At 61.3% G+C, this 20,280-nt stretch carries 18 protein-coding genes; 13 read left to right on the top strand and 5 right to left on the bottom strand.

Annotated elements, in window-relative coordinates; genetic code table 11:
- Positions 1-212: 212 nt before the first annotated feature.
- The 4 genes from ACJ8PN_RS18040 to ACJ8PN_RS18025 all read left to right on the top strand — a co-directional run bounded on the left by ACJ8PN_RS18040 (position 213) and on the right by ACJ8PN_RS18025 (position 5,237).
- Positions 213-932: a DUF3053 domain-containing protein gene (locus ACJ8PN_RS18040; protein WP_015376162.1), complete on the top strand. Its 720-nt coding sequence runs from the start codon at positions 213-215 to the stop codon at positions 930-932.
- A gap of 541 nt (positions 933-1,473) precedes the next feature.
- Positions 1,474-3,387: a PTS mannitol transporter subunit IICBA gene (locus ACJ8PN_RS18035; protein ID WP_351108083.1), complete on the top strand. Its 1,914-nt coding sequence runs from the start codon at positions 1,474-1,476 to the stop codon at positions 3,385-3,387.
- A gap of 58 nt (positions 3,388-3,445) precedes the next feature.
- On the top strand, positions 3,446-4,591 hold the full coding sequence (locus tag ACJ8PN_RS18030) for a mannitol-1-phosphate 5-dehydrogenase (protein WP_442535130.1): 1,146 nt from the start codon (positions 3,446-3,448) through the stop codon (positions 4,589-4,591).
- 94 nt (positions 4,592-4,685) lie between these two features.
- Positions 4,686-5,237 (top strand): MltR family transcriptional regulator, encoded by a 552-nt coding sequence (locus ACJ8PN_RS18025; RefSeq protein WP_016929575.1) that lies wholly within the window; start codon positions 4,686-4,688, stop codon positions 5,235-5,237.
- Here ACJ8PN_RS18025 and ACJ8PN_RS18020 read toward each other — a convergent pair.
- A complete protein-coding gene (locus tag ACJ8PN_RS18020; protein ID WP_060660109.1) occupies positions 5,234-5,842 on the bottom strand; it encodes a LysE family translocator in 609 nt (202 codons plus the stop codon). The genes ACJ8PN_RS18025 and ACJ8PN_RS18020 overlap by 4 nt on opposite strands.
- A 142-nt stretch (positions 5,843-5,984) precedes the next feature.
- On the opposite strand from ACJ8PN_RS18020, the gene ACJ8PN_RS18015 reads away from it, so the two are divergent.
- Complete coding sequence (locus ACJ8PN_RS18015) at positions 5,985-7,451, top strand: aminotransferase-like domain-containing protein (protein WP_442535129.1); 1,467 nt, start codon at positions 5,985-5,987, stop codon at positions 7,449-7,451.
- Positions 7,452-7,524: 73 nt separating this feature from the next.
- Positions 7,525-7,887, top strand: coding sequence for a YibL family ribosome-associated protein (locus tag ACJ8PN_RS18010; RefSeq protein WP_063918266.1), 363 nt, complete (start codon positions 7,525-7,527; stop codon positions 7,885-7,887).
- A gap of 10 nt (positions 7,888-7,897) precedes the next feature.
- On the opposite strand, the gene ACJ8PN_RS18005 is transcribed toward ACJ8PN_RS18010, so the two are convergent.
- Together ACJ8PN_RS18005 and yiiM are read right to left on the bottom strand one after the other, a co-directional pair.
- Complete coding sequence (locus ACJ8PN_RS18005; RefSeq protein WP_103086120.1) at positions 7,898-8,677, bottom strand: class I SAM-dependent methyltransferase; 780 nt, start codon at positions 8,675-8,677, stop codon at positions 7,898-7,900.
- A 103-nt stretch (positions 8,678-8,780) separates the two neighbouring features.
- Positions 8,781-9,452, bottom strand: a complete 672-nt coding sequence (yiiM, locus tag ACJ8PN_RS18000) for a 6-hydroxyaminopurine reductase (protein WP_351108078.1) — start codon at positions 9,450-9,452, stop codon at positions 8,781-8,783.
- A 131-nt stretch (positions 9,453-9,583) separates the two neighbouring features.
- On the opposite strand from yiiM, the gene ACJ8PN_RS17995 reads away from it, so the two are divergent.
- Complete coding sequence (locus ACJ8PN_RS17995) at positions 9,584-10,198, top strand: histidine phosphatase family protein (RefSeq protein ID WP_413713891.1); 615 nt, start codon at positions 9,584-9,586, stop codon at positions 10,196-10,198.
- Between the two features lie 32 nt (positions 10,199-10,230).
- Here ACJ8PN_RS17995 and ACJ8PN_RS17990 read toward each other — a convergent pair whose 3' ends face one another.
- Complete coding sequence (locus tag ACJ8PN_RS17990; protein ID WP_351108073.1) at positions 10,231-12,159, bottom strand: methyl-accepting chemotaxis protein; 1,929 nt, start codon at positions 12,157-12,159, stop codon at positions 10,231-10,233.
- A 125-nt stretch (positions 12,160-12,284) separates the two neighbouring features.
- A complete protein-coding gene (sodA, locus tag ACJ8PN_RS17985; RefSeq protein WP_442535128.1) occupies positions 12,285-12,905 on the bottom strand; it encodes a superoxide dismutase [Mn] in 621 nt (206 codons plus the stop codon).
- A gap of 416 nt (positions 12,906-13,321) precedes the next feature.
- Here sodA and fdnG point away from each other — a divergent pair, with 416 nt between their 5' ends.
- From fdnG to ACJ8PN_RS17955, 6 genes are all read left to right on the top strand, one after another.
- Complete coding sequence (gene fdnG / locus ACJ8PN_RS17980) at positions 13,322-16,369, top strand: formate dehydrogenase-N subunit alpha (RefSeq protein ID WP_103086119.1); 3,048 nt, start codon at positions 13,322-13,324, stop codon at positions 16,367-16,369.
- A 12-nt stretch (positions 16,370-16,381) separates the two neighbouring features.
- Positions 16,382-17,284 (top strand): formate dehydrogenase subunit beta, encoded by a 903-nt coding sequence (fdxH, locus tag ACJ8PN_RS17975; protein ID WP_004934014.1) that lies wholly within the window; start codon positions 16,382-16,384, stop codon positions 17,282-17,284.
- Positions 17,281-17,916 carry a formate dehydrogenase cytochrome b556 subunit gene (gene fdoI, locus ACJ8PN_RS17970; RefSeq protein ID WP_004934017.1) on the top strand — a complete coding sequence of 212 codons (636 nt, stop codon included), beginning with the start codon at positions 17,281-17,283 and terminating at the stop codon, positions 17,914-17,916. Before fdxH ends, fdoI begins: the two co-directional genes overlap by 4 nt.
- Positions 17,916-18,845 carry a formate dehydrogenase accessory protein FdhE gene (gene fdhE, locus ACJ8PN_RS17965; protein ID WP_004934019.1) on the top strand — a complete coding sequence of 310 codons (930 nt, stop codon included), beginning with the start codon at positions 17,916-17,918 and terminating at the stop codon, positions 18,843-18,845. The genes fdoI and fdhE overlap by 1 nt, the downstream gene beginning before the upstream one ends.
- 114 nt (positions 18,846-18,959) lie before the next feature.
- Entirely contained in the window at positions 18,960-19,610 is a 651-nt protein-coding gene (locus ACJ8PN_RS17960; protein WP_004934023.1) for a DcrB-related protein, read from the top strand.
- A 35-nt stretch (positions 19,611-19,645) separates the two neighbouring features.
- Positions 19,646-20,251, top strand: a complete 606-nt coding sequence (locus ACJ8PN_RS17955) for a glutathione S-transferase (protein WP_044030191.1) — start codon at positions 19,646-19,648, stop codon at positions 20,249-20,251.
- Positions 20,252-20,280 lie beyond the last annotated feature (29 nt).

Raw genomic sequence — 20,280 nt, 5'->3', positions numbered from 1 at the left:
TTGGGGAAATTGAAGCGTCCGGTCGCCGACGGCAATGAACCTCAGTGCGTTTTGCGCACGATGTTCAACCGCCTCCGGCCGAGACAATGTTCACCGCAAACGGAATCGCGTATCGGAACGCCGCCAGTTGATCTATTCTTATAGGCGCACGGAGTGCGGAAAAAGGGGCGGAGTCCAATGAAAAAGCAGGTTTATAACAGGAGTTATGTCACATGGCGGTAGGGATCCAGAGCAGAGGTTTCGCGCGTTGGTTGGCACCGGTATTGGCATTGTTGGTGGTCATGCAATTGACCGCCTGCGGCGATAAAGAGCCGGAACAGCGCAAAGCATTCATTGATTACTTACAGAATACCGTGATGCGCAGCGGGGCGAACATCCCCACGCTGAGCGAAGACCAAAAGCAGAAGTTCGGCAACTATGCCGGCGATTACGCGATTTTGGTCGGCTTTTCACAGCAGCTGTCCAAGTCGGTCGGCGCCAGCCTGACGCCAGCGCTGGATCAGATTAACCAGATCCGCACCGCGCAGGACTATCTGAACAAACGCGATGCGCTGCAGCAATCGGTCGGGGCGTTAAACCTGCTGGGCCAGCAGATCCAGTCCGCCAAGTCGCAGGCGGATACCGCCCGCACGGCGCTGAAACAGCCCGACGATCTGAAGGCGGTGTATAACCAGGCCTATGACAAAATCGTCACCGCGCCGGCCAACGCCCTGATGCCGGCAATCCCGACCACCGCCAGCTTTGTGCAGGATCTGGTGCAGGTTGGCGATTTCCTGCAGAGCCAGGGCAATCAGGTCAGCTTCAACAACAACGGCGTGCAGTTCCGCACCGCCCAGCAGGTGGCGCAGTACAACACCATGATGTCGAATCTGGTGGCCAAACAGCAGAACCTGGTGAATGCGCAGAAAGCCATTCAAAGCGTGACGCAATAACGCGCCTACGACGATCTACAGGCCGGCATTGCCGGCCTGTTTTATTTCCCCTCAGCGTTTCCAATAGCTTGCTGGTTTATTACGCAGGCTTCTGTACTACACTTCAATTAATCCATTCATTCGGCAATGTAGTTTTCTTTCATTCATCACTTCGCTAGTTCCCGGCGGGATGAGTGCTCACAGGGAAGATCAAACAGAGCGTCGCGTTCGGGCGCTGCAGCTAAAAATAAATTGTGATGTTTATCACAATTTAAAAACAAACAATCAAGTTAAAAATGTGACATGAATCACTTTATTGTCGGTTTTTGGGCGGTTTTTTTCTCACTGTGCTTTTTTTACACGCCATAAATGTGATCTTTATCACCATAAATGAGGGGTTGTTGGGGTGTTGTGTGTGACTTGTATCACAAAAAATTCGTGAAGTTCGCGTGACAAAAACAGCGTGATAGAGTCCGTTTCGCATACAGCGGCAACACGGCTGGATCGTCACAACAATAATCACGCGCTCTATTGTCAGCGCGTAACAATAGGGGTGTGTTTTATGTTTTCACCAGACATCAAGGTTAAAGTGCAAAACTTTGGCCGCTTCCTGAGCAACATGGTGATGCCCAACATCGGCGCCTTTATCGCCTGGGGGATTATCACCGCGCTATTCATTCCAACCGGCTGGCTGCCGAATGAAACCTTAGCCAAGCTGGTCGGCCCGATGATCACCTATCTGCTGCCGCTGCTGATCGGCTACACCGGTGGACGACTGGTGGGCGGCGAGCGCGGCGGCGTGGTCGGCGCCATCACCACCATGGGCGTCATCGTCGGCGCCGACATGCCGATGTTCCTCGGTTCGATGATCGCCGGCCCGCTGGGTGGCTGGGCTATCAAGCATTTCGACCGCTGGGTGGACGGCAAGATCAAAAGCGGCTTTGAAATGCTGGTGAACAATTTCTCCGCCGGCATCATCGGTATGCTGCTGGCAATCCTGGCTTTCCTGGGCATCGGGCCGCTGGTGGAGGTGCTCTCCAAGCTGCTGGCGGCGGGCGTACACGTGATGGTGAAGAACAACCTGTTGCCACTGGCGTCCATCTTCGTTGAACCGGCGAAAATCCTGTTCCTGAACAACGCCATCAACCACGGCATCTTCTCGCCGCTGGGCATCCAGCAGGCCACGGAAGCCGGCAAGTCGGTGTTCTTCCTGATCGAAGCCAACCCAGGCCCGGGCATGGGCGTGCTGATGGCCTACATGTTCTTCGGCCGCGGCAGCGCCAAGCAATCCGCCGGCGGTGCGGCGATCATTCACTTCCTGGGCGGCATCCACGAAATCTACTTCCCGTACGTGCTGATGAACCCGCGTCTGCTGCTGGCGGTGATCCTGGGCGGCATGACCGGCGTCTTCACCCTGACGCTGCTGAACGGTGGCCTGGTGTCTCCGGCTTCCCCTGGGTCGATTCTGGCGGTGCTGGCGATGACCCCGAAAGGCGCCTATTTCGCCAACATTGCGGCGGTGTGCGCAGCCTTTGCCGTCTCCTTCGTGGTGTCCGCTTTCCTGCTGAAAACCTCCAAGGTGAAAGAGGATGACGATCTGGAAGCCGCGACCCGTCGCATGCAAGAGATGAAATCGCAGTCCAAAGGCGGCGCAGCGGCGCCGGCATCGGTCGACGGCGATCTGAGCACCGTGCGCAAAATCATCGTTGCCTGCGATGCGGGCATGGGTTCCAGCGCCATGGGCGCCGGGGTGCTGCGCAAGAAAGTGGCCGACGCCGGGCTGAAGAACATCTCGGTGACCAACAGCGCCATCAACAGTCTGCCGGACGACGTGGATCTGGTGATCACGCACCGCGATCTGACCGAGCGCGCAATGCGCCACGCGCCGCAGGCCCAGCACATTTCGCTGACCAACTTCCTCGACAGCAAGCTGTATGGCGATCTGGTCGAGCGTTTGCTGGCGGTGAACACCGCTGCCGCAGCGGCCCCGCAGAGCGGCGCGAACGCGGCTGCAGAGGCCGGCGAACCGGGGCTGTTCAAGCTAAGCGAGAGCAACGTGTTCCTCAACCTGCAGGCCAGCGACAAAGAGCAGGCGATCCGCTTCGCCGGTGAGCAGCTGGTGAAGGGCGGCTACGTTGAGCCGGAATACGTGCCGGCGATGCTGGAGCGCGAAAAGCTCACGTCCACCTACCTGGGCGAGTCGATCGCCGTTCCGCACGGCACCATCGAGGCTAAAGACCGGGTGCTGCGTACCGGCGTGGTGTTCTGCCAATACCCGCAGGGCGTGCGCTTCGGCGATGAAGAGGACGAAGTAGCCCGTCTGGTGATCGGCATTGCCGCGCGCAACAACGAACATATCCAGGTGATCACCAGCCTGACCAACGCGCTGGATGACGAGAGCGTTATCGAGCGGCTGGCGAATACCACCAGTGTCCAGGAAGTGCTGGACCTGCTCGGTGGCAAAAAAGCCGGATAACAGAATCATTTTCAAGGGTGCAGCTTGCTGCACCCTTCGACATTAAGAAGGTAGGGTTATGAAAGCATTACATTTTGGCGCAGGGAACATCGGCCGCGGTTTTATCGGCAAGCTGCTGGCGGACGCGGGCGTTGAGCTGACCTTCGCCGACGTCAATCAAACGGTGCTGGATCTGCTGAACAGCCGAAAAAGCTACCAGGTGCACGTGGTGGGCGAGCAAGAGCGCGTAGAGAGCGTTACCAACGTCAGCGCCGTCAACAGCGGCAGCGAAGCCGCGGTGGCGCTGATCGCCGAGGTGGATCTGGTGACCACCGCCGTGGGCCCGCAAATTCTCGCCAAAATCGCCGGCACGATCGCCAAAGGGCTGGTGCTGCGCCATCAGCAGGGCAATGTGCAGCCGCTGAACATCATCGCCTGCGAGAACATGGTACGCGGCACCAGCCAGCTGAAGCAGCACGTGTTCGCCGCGCTGGCGCAGGACGAGCAGGCATGGGTTGAGCAGCACGTCGGCTTCGTCGATTCGGCGGTCGACCGCATCGTGCCGCCGGCGGACAGCAGCGATCCGCTGGAAGTGACGGTAGAAACCTTCAGCGAATGGATCGTCGATCAGACGCAGTTTAAAGGCCAGCCTCCGGCGATCGCCGGCATGGAGCTGACCGACAACCTGATGGCCTTCGTCGAGCGTAAGCTGTTCACCCTCAACACCGGCCACGCGATCACCGCTTACCTCGGCCAACGGGCCGGGTTGCAAACCATTCGCGACGCCATTCTCGACCCGGCGATCCGCCGCGTGGTGAAAGGAGCGATGGAAGAGAGCGGCGCGGTGCTGATCAAGCGTTACGGCTTCGACGCCGACAAGCACGCCGCCTACATCAACAAAATTCTCGGCCGCTTCGAAAACCCGTATCTGCACGATGACGTCGAGCGCGTGGGGCGCCAGCCGCTGCGCAAACTGAGCGCCGGCGATCGCCTGATCAAACCGCTGCTGGGCACGCTGGAATACGGCCTGCCGCATGCCAACCTGATCCAGGGCATCGCCGCCGCCATGAGTTACCGCAGCGAACAGGATCCGCAGGCGCAGGAACTGGCGGAACTGCTGAACACGATCGGGCCGAAAGCCGCGTTGGCGCAAATTTCCGGCCTGCCGGTGGAAAGCGAGGTTGTAGAACAGGCCGTTGCTGTGTATAACGCCATGCACAAGTAGAATCGTGATGATGAACACCCGAGCGCAGCTTGCTGCGCTCCTGCAACCCGAGTTCGGCATCGACGGCCCTCCCCACGCCTTTCGAAAAGCGACGATGGAAGAAGCACAGGCATTTGAAAACCAGGTTCTGGAAAAGCTGAACGCGGGCAAAACGGTGCGCAGCTTCCTGATCGCAGCGGTAGAGCTGCTGGCGGAAGCGCTCAACGTGCTGGTGGTGCAGGTATTTCGCAAGGACGACTATGCGGTGAAATATGCCGTCGAACCGCTATTGTCCGGCAGCGGCCCGCTGGGGGAGCTGTCGGTGCGCCTGAAGCTGATGTACGGGCTGGGGGTGATCTCCCGCCACGAATATGAAGACGCCGAACTGCTGATGGCGATGCGCGAAGAGCTGAACCACGACGGTTCGGAATACCGCTTCGTCGACGACGAAATCCTCGGGCCGTTCGGCGAGCTGCACTGCGTGGCCGCGCTGCCGCCGGTGCCGACCTTCCTGCAGCCGGGCGAGGCGGATGAAGCGCTGATCGCCATGCAGCGCCAGCGCTATCAGCAGATGGTGCGCTCCACCATGGTGCTGTCCATTACCGACCTGATCGCCGGCATCGGCGCCAAGCAACCCTCCCGGCTTTCTCCTCTCGGCCGCGGCTAGGCAAAGGCCGCGCGCCACTCGTCGAACAGCAACCACAGCGCGGTGGCGGCCATCAGCCCGGACATCACGCCGTTGAAGGCGCGCAGTTTCCAGGTGACCCGCAGCGCGTTGCGCAACCGGTCGCCCAACACCGCCCACAGCAGCACGCACGGCAAGTTCAGCAGCGCGAAACCGGCGATGATAGACAGCGTATGGACGAAAGTGGCGCCTTCGCGCGGGGTGAACAGGATCGCCACGTTGATCACCATCAGCCAGGCCTTGGGGTTGATCGCCTGAAACAGCGCGCCGCTGAGCAGGCTCATCGGCTGCGCCTGTTCTTTGGCGTCCGGCGAGGCCGCCTGGAACAGTTTCCATGACAGCCACAGCAGATAGGCGCAGCCGATCACCGCCAGCGGCAGGCGGATGACGCCGGCCCAGCTCAGCGCCAGCGCCAGCAGCGGGATAATGATCGCCAGCTGTACCGCACAACCGACGCAGATGCCGAACAGCATCGGCAGGGTGCGGCGCAGGCCGAAGTTAACGCCCGACGAGGCCAGCAGCAGGTTGTTGGGGCCGGGGGTGATCGACATGACGGTGACGTAGCTGACAAAGGCGGAGTCCAGCATGGCAGGTTCCTTGAAAATGACGGTGATAACGAGAGGATCAGCATAATCGCTGCGATGGGATGGTGACAGAACCACAAATCGGCTATTGTCATGGTTACAGTTGTGCAAAATGTAAACTGTACCCATTGCCTGGAGAGAAACTGTGACCCTGCTCGATGAAACCCCGGATACCCGTTACCTGCAGCTGGCGGATACGCTGGCCGAAGCCATTCGCCGCGGCACGCTGCAGCCCGGTGACCGCTTGCCTTCGGTGCGGCGCTGTGCGCAAACCCATCGCGTCAGCATCAATACCGTGGTGTCGGCTTATCGCACGCTGGAGGATCGCGGGCTGATCGAAGCGCGGCCGCAGTCGGGGTTTTATGTCCGCAGCACGCTGCCGGCGCTGAAGATGGCCTCGGCGCCCAGCGGCCGCATCGAGCCGCCGGCGGACGACGTGCTGGCGTTGATCGATACGGTGTTCGCCGCCCAGCAGAACCCGGCCTTCACCAACATTGCGCTGGCCTGCCCGCAGACCAGCTATTTCTATCCCGGCGGCAAGCTGGGGCGCATGCTGTCCTCTCAGCTGCGCCGCCAGCCGGATCTGATCGGGCAGTACCCGTTGCCGCCCGGCAGCCTGCGGCTGCGTCAGCAGATCGCCCGCCGTTCGATGACGCTGGGCATGCTGCTGGAGCCGGGCGACGTGGTGCTGACCCACGGCTGCATGGAGGCACTGCAGCTGGCGCTGCGCGTCACCACCCAGCCGGGCGACTGCGTCGGGCTGGAGTCGCCGACCTACTTTTATCTGCTGCCGCTGCTGGCCAGCCTGGGGCTGAAAGCGCTGGAAATCCCTACCGATCCGCAGCTGGGGCTGTCGCTGGACGCGCTGGAGCTGCTGCTGAACGAGAAGCGGCTGAATGCGGTGATCGCCATGCCGACGGTGCAAAACCCGCTGGGCTGCACCATGCCGCTGGCGGCGAAAAAGCGGCTGGCGCGGCTGATGAACGATCATCAGGTGCCGTTGATTGAAGACGGGCTGTATGCCGAGATCCAGTTCGGCGGCGCGCTGTCACCGGCGGTGAAGGCGTTCGATCGCGACGGTTGGGTGCTGTTTTGCTCCAGCTTTACCAAAACGCTGGCGCCGGATTTTCGCGTCGGCTGGATCTGCGGCGGCCGTTTCCATGAGGCGTTGCGCAAGCTGAAGGCGGTGTCGTCGATGTCAGAGTCGCAGCTGCTGTCGGAAACGCTGGCGACCTTCCTGGAGAGCGGCGGCTACGATCACCATTTGCGCAACCTGCGCAAGCGCTATGCCGCTCAGGTGGACGAGGCACGGGCGCTGATCGCCCGGCATTTCCCGCGCGGCACGCTGGCCACGCAGCCGGCGGGCGGCTTCGTGTTTTGGGTCGAATTCCCTCCCGGCGTGGACAGCGTGGCGCTGTTCCATCAGCTGCTGGAGGAGCAGATCTGTTTGACGCCGGGCACCCTGTATTCGCCCAGCGGGCGTTACCGCAACGCGCTGCGTCTCTCCTGCTGTTACCCGTTCAACGCGCGCTACACCCAGGCGCTGGCCCGGCTGGGCGCCAAAGCCTGCGAGATGAGCGGCCTGCCGCCCGGCATTGCGCAGGACGGGTAACGGCGCGCGCCTTTTGCTACAATGCCGGTATCATTGATTAGCGTGCCATTTTGGGCACAACGGGCCAGAGACCATGAAAGAGAAAGAAAAGGCAGAGATCAAGCGCCTGAGCGACCTGCTGGACGCCTTGAACCACAAAGACGCCACCGTGATCCAACAGGGCAACCCTGAGTTGATCGCGCAGCACACCAAAGAAAAAGAGAAGCTGGCGGCGGAGATCGAGCGCCTGAAAAACGTGCGCGGCGAGAAGCTGAGCGCCGAAGCGCAGAAGCTGAGCAAGCTGCCGTTCAGCCGTGAAATCACCAAGAAAGAGCAGGCCGATATGGGCGCGCTGAAGAAAAGCGCACGCGGGCTGATCGTGGTGCACCCGATGACCGCGCTGGGCCGCGAGATGGGCCTGAAAGCGGTCACCGGTTACGCCAAGAAAGCGTTCTGAACCCCGGGCGTCAGACCTTGGTGGTGAAATACGCCTTGGTCTGATAGGGCACGGTGACCGTGTCCTGCCCCCGCAACTCCTCTTCTTCCGCCACCAGCTGGCGCAACCGATCGATAACCTGCTCCTGTTGCTGCGGCGGCAGCGCGGCGATAAAGCTGGTTGAACGCACCCGGTTGTAGATCACGTCCTCTACCGCGCCGCGGTGGCCCAGCATAAACACCTGCTCTTGCAGCGGTTCAAAGCCTTTGAACGGGAAGAACTTGCGCCATTCACCGGTATAGAAACGCGGCGCATCGCCTTCGTGGCTATCGACAATCTGATTCAGTTTACGCACCCAACCGACGCGCGCATCGCGCATGTTCCACACCAGGCCGAGTTTGCCGCCGGGCTTGAGAATGCGCTGGATTTCCGCCAGCGCCTGCGGCGTGGCGAACCAGTGAAAAGACTGGGCGCACACCACGGCATCCACCGACTCGTCCGGCAACGGGATAGCGTCAGCGGTGCCCGCCAGCGTTTTCACCTGCGGCAGCGCCGCCGACAGTTTTTCCAGCATTTGCGGCACCGGTTCGACGGCGATCACCTGCGCGCCGGTTTCCAGCAGGCGCGGGGTGAACTTGCCGGTGCCGGCGCCGAGATCGATGACCGTCATGCCGGCGTGCAGGCCGATGACGTCACGCAGCCAGACGGCGATTTCCGGCGGGTAATCCGGCCGGCCTTTCACATAGCGATCGGCATTGGCCTGATAGCCTTCGGCGGCGGCGTGATGAATCGAATGGGTCGGGGTGGTCATATACCTGGCTCCTGGCTGAAAAAACGTGCGGCTACAGTATAAGCGGAAGAAAATGTTTAGCGCGGCATCCGGCGCACGTTTTTCATCTTTTCCGCCGCCGTTTTCAACGGCCGAGCAGGCGGCGGTTGAAATCTTCGAGGCGCCCTTCGGCGAGCCGCGTGAGCATGGTCTTGCTCCAGCTGGCGGAGAGGCCGGCCACCGCCAGCAGGCGGCTGTACTGTTCCGCGTCGAACGGCATATGCCAGGCGATGGCGATGGCTTCGGCGACCGACACGTCGCTGTTGCGCGCCGCCAGCGCCAGCGGGCGATCGCCGCTGACCGCGCCCGGCGACACCACCCGATACAGCCAGCCGCAGCGGCCGCTTTGCTGCATCAGCACCGAAATGTCCTCGATGGCGAAGTGATAATTGAGCTTGAAGCACGGCGAGCGCGGCTGGGTGACCTGGATCAGCGCCTCGCCCCAGCGGAAGATGTCGCCCATAAACACATTGTGTTCGGTCAGCCCTTCGGTGGAGATATTCTCGCCGAAGGCCGGGGCGCAAAACTGCTCGGCCTGCGCCGGAAACTGCTCGCGCCAGTGGGCGTAATGCTCGCGCGGGTAGTGACACAGCGCGCGGTCCGGCCCGCCGTGGTAGCTTTTTTCGGCCTGTTCGTCACCCTCCAGGCCGAGCGGCGTGAGCCGGATGGCGCCATCCACCTGGCGTTTGGCGATGGCGCTGGGGCGCCCGCCTTCATAGGGTTGAATGCTGCCGATGTAAACGTCTGGGTGATGCATGTGCGCCTCCGTGTCTCGCGTTAAGGGCTCAGCATAGCCTGAGTTGTTCCCGTACACTACCCGGCGTTTACCTGTACGGAAGGATGTGTTTTTCCTGTCTATATTTAGGCTTTTATCGTCGAGAAAAAACCATGCGTTTCATTGTATTGAGGCATGCGGAGTCAGAATGGAACCGCTCGGGGATTATTCAGGGGCGAAGTGACAGTCCGCTGACAGAAGAGGGGCGACGTCAAATCGCTGGGCTTGGCGCTCGCTTGCAAATGTTATCGGTCACTTCGTTGATCAGTTCACCGGCTGGTCGGGCTTTTACGACGGCGGAGACGTTGGCTGAGAGATGTGGCTGCACTGTGCAAATGGATGAGCGTTTGCAGGAGCAAGATTTTGGCCGACTGGAAGGGTTATCTTATGCGCAGGCCATGCGCGATTATCCTGAAGCGACGCAGTGCCTCTTTGCCGGTAAGGCAGAGGCGTCGGCGCCGGGAGGGGAGAGTGCTTATGAGGTTGCCTGGCGCCTGATGGCTTGTCTGTCCGATCTGGCTGTCGATGGACAAAATCAAACGCTTGGTGTTGTTACGCACGGCCATGCTCTGCAGGCACTGATTTGGTGGCTTAAAGGGGCTGACCCGCAGGAGGATCTTCGCAGATACGGTCATCGCAATTGCGGCTACGCAATGCTTGATGCGACTGCCTCCGGTTTTAATTTGTTGAATTGGGGAGTCGCGACCCACCTGTTGCCACAAAGATAGGGCGAGGAACGGATATTCCTCGCCTGAGGGCGTCAGAAGGTGGTCCAGTTCTCTTCCGCTGCGGCGTTGGCGGCCGCGGGTTTTACGGCCGGCGCTTTCGGCGCGGCGGCTTTCACGGTGGCGGGTTCGGTCTGCTCCGCCAAACGGAACACCGAAACGCTCTGCAGCAGCATCTCCGCCTGCTCTTCCAGCGAATCGGCGGCGGCGGCGGACTCTTCCACCAGCGCGGCGTTCTGCTGGGTGGTATGGTCCATCTCGACGATCGCCTGGCCAATCTGGGCGATGCCGCGCGTCTGTTCATCGGAGGCGGCGGCGATCTCGGCCATGATGTCGCGCACGTGGGTGACCGAGCGGACGATCTGCTCCATGGTATTGCCGGTGCTTTCCACCAGTTCGGTGCCGGTTTTCACCCGGCTGACCGATTCGGCGATCAGCCCTTCGATCTCCTTCGCCGCCTGGGCGCTGCGGCTCGCCAGGCTGCGCACTTCGCTGGCGACCACCGAGAAGCCGCGGCCCTGTTCGCCGGCGCGCGCCGCTTCCACCGCGGCGTTGAGCGCCAGGATGTTGGTCTGGAAGGCAATGCCGTTGATCAGGGTGGTAATTTCGGCGATACGCTGCGAACTGCTGGAGATATCGCGCATGGTGCTGACCACGTTTTCCACCAGCTTGCCGCCCTGCTGCGCGGTCTGCGAGGCGTCGGTGGCCAGCTGATTGGCGTGATGGGCGTTGTCGGCGTTCTGTTTCACCGTGGCGGTCAGCTGCTCCATGCTGGCGGCGGTTTCCTCGACCGCCGCCGCCTGCTGCTCGGTGCGGGAAGAGAGATCGGTGTTGCCGGCGGCGATTTCCGCCGAGGCGGTGGAGACCTGGCTGACCCCCATCTGGATCTTTTCAATCATGGTGCGCAGGTTTTGGCTCATGGCCGCCACCGCGTTCAGCAGCTGCCCCAGCTCGTCGCGGCGGGTGCTGGTCTGCGCCTGACGCAGGTCGCCGTTGGCGATGCGCTCCGCCATCGCCAACGTGCTGTGCAGCGGACGGGTGATCTGCAGCGTGATGCGCCAGGCGATAAGCACCCCGGCGATGATGGCGATCAGGGTGGTGACGCCCATCTGCAGCTGCGCCAGGTTGATGTTGTTGCGCGTCTGCACCAGCTCGTCCTGCATAAAGGCGTTCACCAGCGTGCCGATCGCTTGTGCGCGTTCGCCGAGCTGCCGGCTGATTTGCTGTTCGTGTTCATAAGCCGGCAGGTAGGCCGCGATGCGGTTTTTGTAATCGTCCAGGGCGGCCAGCAGCGGTTGCAGCTGCGGGCGCTGCGCGTCGCTGACCCGGCGGCTCAGGGCGTTGGCCGCGTCACGCGCGTCGTCGATGGCCGCCATCAGCGGCGCTTCGGTTTCCTTGTTCAGGCTCAGCAGCAGGCCGCGCGCGCCGTAGCGCACCTGGGTCAGCTTCTGGTTAAGCTGGATGAAGGCCAGCTGCAGATCGCCGTTGGTCAGCTGGCGCTCCACCTGGCTCAGGCTGGCCTGCACTTCCGACATGTTCCAGCTCTGGCGCACCGCGTCTTTCGCCGCCACCGCCTGCTCAAAGACCTTTTGCTGCTGCTGATATTCCCCGATCAGCGTCACCAGACGCTGCAGATCCTTGCGGCTTTGGGCGTCCCAGTCCAGCGCCTGTCCCTGATCTATCAGTTTGACGGCGTTTTCAATATTGGCGCGGTTGTTCTGCAGATACTCCGGCTGGTAGGTCTGGCCGTACATGGCGCGGTTGTATTTGGCCTGGTTGATCTCCTCGTTCAGCCGGTTGCTGAAGTCGATGCGATCGGCGCGGGATTCGATGATGTGCAGATATTGCGCTCCGGTGCCGGCGATGACGACCGCCAACAGCAGCAACAGCGCGAAGCCGAGGCCGAGCTTTTTACCTACGGTGAGATGAGTGAACTTTCCTGCCAATGCTTGCAATGCCGCCATAGCGTTTTTCCTTCTCCGGGCGAACGTCAATTGAACAAACCATCGGCAGGAAGTGGTCAAACTTTAGCGGGTTTCAGGCAAAAAAATACCCGCCGGCGGCGGGCATCTTCATCAGCGGGGGCGAATTACTTCTTCGCGGAGAAGCGTGCGGCCGCTTCGTCCCAGTTGACCACGTTCCAGAACGCCTTGATGTAGTCAGGACGTTTGTTCTGATATTTCAGGTAGTAAGCGTGTTCCCACACGTCCAGGCCGATGATTGGGAAACCGGAAGCGCCGGCGACGGCTTCGCCCATCAGCGGGCTGTCCTGGTTGGCGGTAGACACTACGGCCAGCTTGCCGTCTTTCAGCACCAGCCAGGCCCAACCGGAACCGAAGCGGGTGGCTGCGGCTTTCTCGAACTCTTCCTGGAATTTCTCAACGCTGCCGAAATCGCGCTCGATGGCCGCTTTCAGATCGCCGCCCAGCGTGGTGCCGGTTTTCAGGTTTTTCCAGAAGAAGCTGTGGTTGGCGTGGCCGCCGGCGTTGTTGCGCATGAAGGTGCGTTTGTCGGCAGGCACTTTGTCCAGATCCTGGATCAGCTCTTCAACGCTGTATTTGGCCAGCTCAGGGTAGGCTTCCAGCACGGTGTTGGCGTTGTTGACGTAGGTCTGGTGGTGTTTGGTGTGATGGATTTCCATCGTCTGCTTGTCAAAATGCGGTTCCAGTGCGTCGTAAGCGTACGGCAGGGATGGCAGTGAATAACTCATAATCATCATCTCCAGTGGTGTATGGGCGGCGCAAAGGGCGAGCACCGCGTAAGCAGTCGGATCATTATAGTTAATTAAATGATATTGAAAATGATTATCAATGCCCTGTGAATTGTGTGGTTAATGAACAAATCGTTGCGTTAACATGCTGATAGAAGAGGGCGCTGGGGGGCCACGTCGAACCGCTGCCCCGGCACGTTGGTTACTCTCTATACTGTAGGGAGCGCCAACGCCGAAATGTATCGAAATGTGCCAATGCGTTCACTGAATGAGCACGAGTGTGTAACAACCACAAGCACGCTGTGGTAATATGGCCGGCGTTCGTAGCAAGCATAACAACAGTGACATTCGCGTTTGCCGCGCTAGCGGGCAGGCGCATTTGAACAATGTGACAATCGAGAGTAAAGGAGACCCCCATGCAGGTCAGCAGAAGGCAGTTCTTTAAGATCTGCGCTGGCGGTATGGCAGGAACGACGGTGGCCGCGCTGGGCTTTGCCCCCGAAGTGGCGTTGGCGGAAACCCGGCAGTACAAACTGCTGCGCGCCCGCGAGACCCGTAATACCTGTACGTATTGTTCCGTCGGCTGTGGGCTGTTGATGTACAGCCTTGGTGATGGCGCCAAAAACGCCAAAGAAAGCATTTTCCATATCGAAGGGGATCCGGATCACCCGGTAAACCGCGGCGCGCTTTGCCCGAAAGGCGCCGGCCTGGTTGACTTCATCCACAGCGAAAGCCGTCTCAAGTACCCGGAATACCGGGCACCAGGGTCGGACAAATGGCAGCGCATCAGCTGGGACGACGCCTTTACCCGCATCGCCAAGCTGGTGAAAGAAGACCGTGACGCCAACTTCATCAAAACCAACGACCAGGGCGTTACCGTCAACCGCTGGCTGACCACCGGCATGCTGTGCGCTTCGGCCGCCAGCAACGAAACCGGTTTTCTGTCGCAAAAATTTAGTCGCGCTCTCGGCATGCTTGCCGTAGACAACCAGGCGCGTGTCTGACACGGACCAACGGTAGCAAGTCTTGCTCCAACATTTGGTCGCGGTGCGATGACCAACCACTGGGTTGATATCAAGAACGCGAATTTGATTATCGTCATGGGCGGTAATGCGGCGGAAGCGCATCCGGTGGGGTTCCGCTGGGCGATGGAAGCCAAAATACACAACAATGCCAAGCTGATCGTGATCGATCCGCGCTTTACCCGAACCGCATCGGTGGCGGACTTCTACACGCCGATCCGCTCCGGGACCGACATCGCTTTCCTGTCGGGCGTGTTGCTGTATCTGATGACCAACAACAAGTTCAACCGCGAATACGTCGAGGCCTACACCAACGCCAGCCTGCTGGTGCGGGAAGACTTTGCCTTCGAAGACGGCTTGTTCAGCGGCTACGACGCGGAAAACCGCAAGTACGACAAAACCACCTGGAACTACCAGTTCGACGAGAACGGCTTCGCCAAGCGCGACGTCACGCTGCAGGATCCGCGCTGCGTGTGGAACCTGCTGAAGCAGCACGTGAGCCGCTACACGCCTGACGTGGTGAGCAACATCTGCGGCACGCCGAAGGACGATTTCCTCAAGGTGTGCGAATACATCGCCGAAACCTGCGTGGCGGATAAAACCGCGTCGTTCCTGTACGCCCTGGGCTGGACTCAGCACTCGGTCGGCGCGCAGAACATCCGCACCATGGCGATGATCCAGCTGCTGCTCGGCAACATGGGCATGGCGGGCGGCGGCGTCAACGCGCTGCGCGGCCACTCCAACATCCAGGGGCTGACCGATCTCGGCCTGCTGTCGCAGAGCCTGCCGGGCTACCTGACGCTGCCGTCGGAGAAACAGACCGATCTCGAGACCTACCTGAAGGCCAACACGCCGAAGGCGCTGCTGCCGGGCCAGGTGAACTACTGGGGCAACTACCCGAAATTCTTCGTCAGCATGATGAAGACCTTCTACGGCGACAAGGCGCAGAAGGACAACAGCTGGGGCTTTGACTGGTTGCCGAAGTGGGACAAAGGCTACGACGTGCTGCAGTACTTCGAAATGATGGCGCAGGGCAAGGTCAACGGCTACTTCTGCCAGGGCTTTAACCCGGTGGCGTCGTTCCCGAACAAAAACAAGGTGGTGGCTTCGCTGTCCAAGCTGAAGTTCCTGGTGACCATCGATCCGTTGAACACCGAGACTTCCAACTTCTGGCAGAACCACGGCGAGTTCAACGAGGTGGATCCTTCGCAGATCCAGACCGAAGTGTTCCGCCTGCCGTCCACCTGCTTCGCCGAAGAGAACGGCTCGATCGTCAACTCCGGCCGCTGGCTGCAGTGGCACTGGAAAGGCGCGGACGCCCCGGGCGAAGCGCTGAACGACGGCGAGATCCTGGCGGGCATCTTCAGCCGCCTGCGTGAGATGTATGCGCGCGACGGTGGCGCGGTGCCGGAGCAGGTGCTGAACATGACCTGGGACTACCTGACGCCGGACAACCCGGCGCCGGAAGAGGTGGCGCAGGAGAACAACGGCAAGGCGCTGGCGGATCTGCTGGATGCCGACGGCAAAGTGCTGGTGAAAAAAGGCGAACTGCTCAGCTCGTTCGCGCAATTGCGCGACGACGGCACCACCGCCAGCGGTTGCTGGATCTTCGCCGGCAGCTGGACGCCGGCCGGCAACCAGATGGCGCGGCGCGACAACGCCGATCCGTCCGGCCTCGGCAATACGCTGGGCTGGGCCTGGGCATGGCCGCTCAACCGCCGCATTCTGTACAACCGCGCCTCGGCGGATCCGCAGGGCAAACCGTGGGATCCGAAACGCCAGCTGCTGGAGTGGGACGGCGCCAAGTGGGTCGGGGCCGATATCCCGGACTACAGCACCGCCGCGCCGGGCAGCGACGTCGGGCCGTTCATCATGCAGCCGGAAGGCATGGGCCGCCTGTTCGCCACCGACAAGATGGCGGAAGGGCCGTTCCCTGAACACTATGAGCCGTTCGAAACGCCGCTCGGCACCAACCCGCTGCACCCGAACGTGGTGTCCAACCCGGCGGCGCGCGTGTTCAAGGACGATCTGGCGGCGATGGGCAAATCCGACAAGTTCCCTTACGTCGGCACCACCTATCGTCTGACCGAGCACTTCCACTACTGGACCAAGCACGCGCGGCTGAACGCCATCGCCCAGCCGGAACAGTTCGTGGAAATCGGCGAAAAGCTGGCGGAGAAGAAGGGCATCAAGCAGGGCGACACCGTGAAAGTCAGCTCCAACCGTGGCTACATCAAGGCCAAGGCGGTGGTGACCAAGCGTATTCGCACGCTGCAGGTGCACGGCCAGGAAGTCGACACCATCGGCATCCCTATTCACTGGGGTTACGAAGGGGTGGCGAAGAAAGGCTTTATCGCCAACACGCTGACGCCGTTCGTCGGCGACGCCAATACGCAAACGCCGGAGTTCAAGGCGTTCCTGGTCAACGTGGAAAAGGTGTAACGGAGACGAATTATGGCCATGCAATCTCAAGACATCATTCGTAAATCCGCCACCAATGGTTTCACGCCGGCGCCGCGCGCCCGTGACCACCAGGAAGAAGTGGCCAAACTGATCGATGTCACCACCTGTATCGGCTGCAAGGCCTGTCAGGTGGCCTGTTCCGAATGGAACGACATCCGCGACGAAGTGGGGCACAACGTCGGGGTGTACGATAACCCCGCCGATCTGACCGCCAAGTCGTGGACGGTGATGCGCTTCTCCGAGGTGGAGGAAAACGGCAAGCTGGAATGGCTGATCCGCAAGGACGGCTGCATGCACTGCGCCGATCCGGGCTGCCTCAAGGCCTGCCCGTCGGAAGGCGCGATCATTCAGTACGCCAACGGCATCGTCGACTTCCAGTCCGAGCACTGCATCGGCTGCGGCTACTGCATCGCCGGCTGCCCGTTCGACGTGCCGCGCATGAACAAGGACGACAACCGGGTGTACAAGTGCACCCTGTGCGTCGACCGCGTGGACGTCGGCCAGGAACCGGCCTGCGTGAAAACCTGCCCGACCGGCGCCATTCACTTCGGCACCAAGGAAGCGATGAAGCAGGTGGCGGCGGATCGCGTCAGCGAGCTGAACACCCGCGGTTACCAGAACGCCGGTCTGTACGATCCGGCGGGGGTGGGCGGCACGCACGTGATGTACGTGTTGCACCACGCCGACAAACCGCAGCTGTACCACGGTTTGCCGGACAACCCGAGCATCAGCCCGGCGGTGACCTTCTGGAAGGGCGTGTGGAAACCCCTGGCGGCCATCGGCTTTGCCGCTACCTTCGCGGCCAGCGTGTTCCACTATGTCGGCGTCGGGCCTAACCGCGTCGAAGATGAGGACGAGCACGACGAGTCGCACGACGAGGAGACGCGCAAATGAGAAAGGAAAAGCCCATTCAGCGTTACAGCGCGCCGGAGCGCATCAACCACTGGATCGTGGCGTTCTGCTTCGTGTTCGCCGCCATCAGCGGGCTGGGGTTCTTCTTCCCCTCCTTCAACTGGCTGATGAACATCTTCGGGACGCCGCAGCTGGCGCGCATTCTGCACCCGTTTGTCGGGGTGATCATGTTCGCCGCGTTCCTGCTGATGTTCCTGCGCTACTGGAAGCACAACCTGATCAACCGGGAAGATATCGTCTGGGCCAAGAACATCCACAAAATCGCCATGAACGAGGAAGTGGGTGATACCGGGCGCTATAATTTCGGCCAGAAGTGCGTGTTCTGGGCGGCGATTATCAGCCTGGTGCTGCTGCTGGCCAGCGGCGTGGTGATCTGGCGGCCGTATTTTGCGCCGTCGTTCTCCATTCCGCTGATCCGCATCGCGCTGCTGGTGCATTCGCTGGCCGCGGTCGGCCTTATCATCGTGATTATGGTGCACATTTACGCCGCATTGTGGGTAAAAGGCACCATTACCGCGATGGTGGAAGGCTGGGTGCCGGCGGCCTGGGCCAAGAAACATCATCCGCGCTGGTACCGTGAGGTCCGCGAGAAACGACAGGAAGATAAACCCTGATGAGTATCCGCATCGTTCCTAAAGAGCAGTTAGGGGCACAGCGTGAGAAGTCCACAACGGCGGAGAACATCCCGCCGTTACTTTTCGCCAACCTGAAAAGCCTGTACAGCCGCCGCGCCGAACGTCTGCGTCAGCTGGCTGTCGACAACCCGCTGGGCGACTACCTGAACTTCGCCGCCGAGCTGGCGCAGGCGCAGCAGCATGCGCTGCACGATAACCCGCTGGCGCTCGATCTGAGCGAAGCGTTGGCGCAGGGCGCCGCCAGCGGCAAACCGCCGCTCGATCTGAGCGTGTTCCCGCGCAGCGAGCACTGGCGCAAGCTGTTGACATCGCTGATCGCCGAGCTGCGCCCGCAGGCGCCGGAACACATTCTGGCGGTGCTGGACAACCTGGAGAAGGCCTCGGCGCACGAGCTGGAGCTGATGGCCGACGCCTTGCTCAACCGCGAGTTCGGCAAGGTAGGCAGCGAGAAGGCGCCGTTTCTTTGGGCCGCGCTGTCGCTCTATTGGGCGCAGATGGCCAGCCTGATCCCCGGCAAGGCGCGCGCCGAATACGGCGAGCAGCGCCAGTTCTGCCCGGTGTGCGGCAGCATCCCGGTCTCCAGCATGGTGCACATCGGCACCGTCAACGGCCTGCGCTACCTGCACTGCAACCTGTGCGAAAGCGAATGGCACGTGGTACGAGTGAAGTGCAGCAACTGCGAGCAGACTCGCGATCTCAACTACTGGTCGCTGGACAGCGAGCAGGCGGCGGTGAAGGCGGAGAGCTGCGGCGACTGCGGCACTTACCTGAAGATCCTCTATCAGGAAAAAGACCCGCAGGTCGAAGCGGTGGCCGACGATCTGGCTTCGCTGGTGCTGGACGCCCGTATGGAAGAAGAAGGCTTCGGCCGCAGCAGCATCAATCCGTTCCTGTTCCCGGCGGAGTAACCGCCCGGCCCCGTTCGCGCGGGGCCGGATGAGCAATTTCAGAACGGGCTTCTGGCAATCGCCCGGGCGAGTTGCTACGTTTAGGCCATAACGCGCCAAGCGAAAGGAACCACGATGTTAAACACCCTGGCAAAACTGACCGCGGTCGCCGTGTTGGCGGTTGGACTGGCGGCCTGCGACAACAAAGACGACACCAAACCGGCGGTGCCACCGCCGGACACCAAGCCGACCGTGACGCAGCCCGCGCCACCGCCGCCGCCTGCGCCGGTAGAAACCCCGCCCGCGCCGCCGGGGCTGAACGTGTCGCTGCAGAAGGGCAAGATCACCTTCGAGCTGCCGCCGGGCTTTAGCGATCAAACGCTGAACAGCGGCATCATCAACGACAGCACCTCCACCATTCAGCGCTTCCTTGACGGCAAGTCGCGCCAGAGCGCGGTCTCGTCCGAAGTGATCCCGCCGGACGGCATGAAGCTCAACACCAGCGACAAAATGCTGAAAGAGCTGACGCAGAGCGCCATCACGGTGCTGGCCGAACGCTATCAGAATATCCAGACCACCAAAGAAGAGAACTTCAGCGTCGGCAAACAGAAGTTTCGCCGGGTGGATACCGAACAGACCGTTAACGGGCAAAAGGTGGTCTCCACCCTGGTGTTGACGGTGTTCAACAAGCGGGTGGTGACGTTGCAAATGCTGTCGCCGGCCAAAACGCCGGAAGTGCATCAGGCGCTGGTGCAGCGGATTATCGATACCCTGGCGGTGAAGTAAGGACGCCGCAGCCAGGACGAAGCGGAGGAGACCGGATGAAGCTTATCGGCAGTTACACCAGCCCCTTTGTGCGCAAGATTTCCGTGATGCTGCTGGAGAAGGGGATTGCGTTCGAATTCGTCAACGATCCGCCGTATGAGCCCGGCAGCCGGGTGAAGGAGTTGAACCCGCTCGCCAAGGTGCCAGTGCTGATCGCCGATGATGGCGAGGTGTTTTACGACTCGCCGGTGGTGGCCGAATACCTCGAGCTGCTGGCGGTGGAGCCGGCGTTTTTGCCGGCCGAACGCGCCGCCGCGTTGCGGGTTCGCCAGGTGGCGGCGTTGGCGGACGGCGTGACCGAAGCGGCGGCGACGCTGTTCCGTGAAAGCCGGCGCGCGCCGGAAAAACAGGACGAAAACTGGATGCTGCGCCAGCGTGACAAGCTGACGCAGGGCCTGGACGCCCTGGAGGCGCTGGCGCGGGAAAAAACGTGGCTCAATGCCGAGCGGCTGACGCTGGCTGATATCGCCACCGGCTGCGCGCTGGGCTACCTCAATTTTCGCCGCATCCTGCCCAACTGGTGCGTCGAGCGCCCGGCGCTGGTCAAGCTGGCCGAACGCCTGTTCGCCCGCGAAAGCTTCGCCCGCACGGCGCCGCCCTGAGTTTTTTCTCCCCGCCGCGGCGGGGTTTT

Source organism: Serratia sp. CY76391, assembly GCF_052166695.1.
In the GTDB taxonomy this organism is placed as follows: domain Bacteria; phylum Pseudomonadota; class Gammaproteobacteria; order Enterobacterales; family Enterobacteriaceae; genus Serratia; species Serratia nematodiphila.
This window is presented reverse-complemented; position numbering and strand designations above follow the sequence as displayed.

Excerpts from the sequence above, each read along its gene's own strand:
- ACJ8PN_RS18040 (WP_015376162.1), top strand. The coding sequence starts at position 213 with ATGGCGGTAGGGATCCAGAGCAGAGGTTTCGCGCGTTGGTTGGCACCG.
- ACJ8PN_RS18035 (WP_351108083.1), top strand. The coding sequence starts at position 1,474 with ATGTTTTCACCAGACATCAAGGTTAAAGTGCAAAACTTTGGCCGCTTC.
- ACJ8PN_RS18030 (WP_442535130.1), top strand. The coding sequence starts at position 3,446 with ATGAAAGCATTACATTTTGGCGCAGGGAACATCGGCCGCGGTTTTATC.
- ACJ8PN_RS18025 (WP_016929575.1), top strand. The coding sequence starts at position 4,686 with ATGGAAGAAGCACAGGCATTTGAAAACCAGGTTCTGGAAAAGCTGAAC.
- ACJ8PN_RS18020 (WP_060660109.1), bottom strand. The coding sequence starts at position 5,842 with ATGCTGGACTCCGCCTTTGTCAGCTACGTCACCGTCATGTCGATCACC.
- ACJ8PN_RS18010 (WP_063918266.1), top strand. The coding sequence starts at position 7,525 with ATGAAAGAGAAAGAAAAGGCAGAGATCAAGCGCCTGAGCGACCTGCTG.
- ACJ8PN_RS18005 (WP_103086120.1), bottom strand. The coding sequence starts at position 8,677 with ATGACCACCCCGACCCATTCGATTCATCACGCCGCCGCCGAAGGCTAT.
- yiiM (WP_351108078.1), bottom strand. The coding sequence starts at position 9,452 with ATGCATCACCCAGACGTTTACATCGGCAGCATTCAACCCTATGAAGGC.
- ACJ8PN_RS17995 (WP_413713891.1), top strand. The coding sequence starts at position 9,584 with ATGCGTTTCATTGTATTGAGGCATGCGGAGTCAGAATGGAACCGCTCG.
- ACJ8PN_RS17990 (WP_351108073.1), bottom strand. The coding sequence starts at position 12,159 with ATGGCGGCATTGCAAGCATTGGCAGGAAAGTTCACTCATCTCACCGTA.
- sodA (WP_442535128.1), bottom strand. The coding sequence starts at position 12,905 with ATGAGTTATTCACTGCCATCCCTGCCGTACGCTTACGACGCACTGGAA.
- fdxH (WP_004934014.1), top strand. The coding sequence starts at position 16,382 with ATGGCCATGCAATCTCAAGACATCATTCGTAAATCCGCCACCAATGGT.
- fdoI (WP_004934017.1), top strand. The coding sequence starts at position 17,281 with ATGAGAAAGGAAAAGCCCATTCAGCGTTACAGCGCGCCGGAGCGCATC.
- fdhE (WP_004934019.1), top strand. The coding sequence starts at position 17,916 with ATGAGTATCCGCATCGTTCCTAAAGAGCAGTTAGGGGCACAGCGTGAG.
- ACJ8PN_RS17960 (WP_004934023.1), top strand. The coding sequence starts at position 18,960 with ATGTTAAACACCCTGGCAAAACTGACCGCGGTCGCCGTGTTGGCGGTT.
- ACJ8PN_RS17955 (WP_044030191.1), top strand. The coding sequence starts at position 19,646 with ATGAAGCTTATCGGCAGTTACACCAGCCCCTTTGTGCGCAAGATTTCC.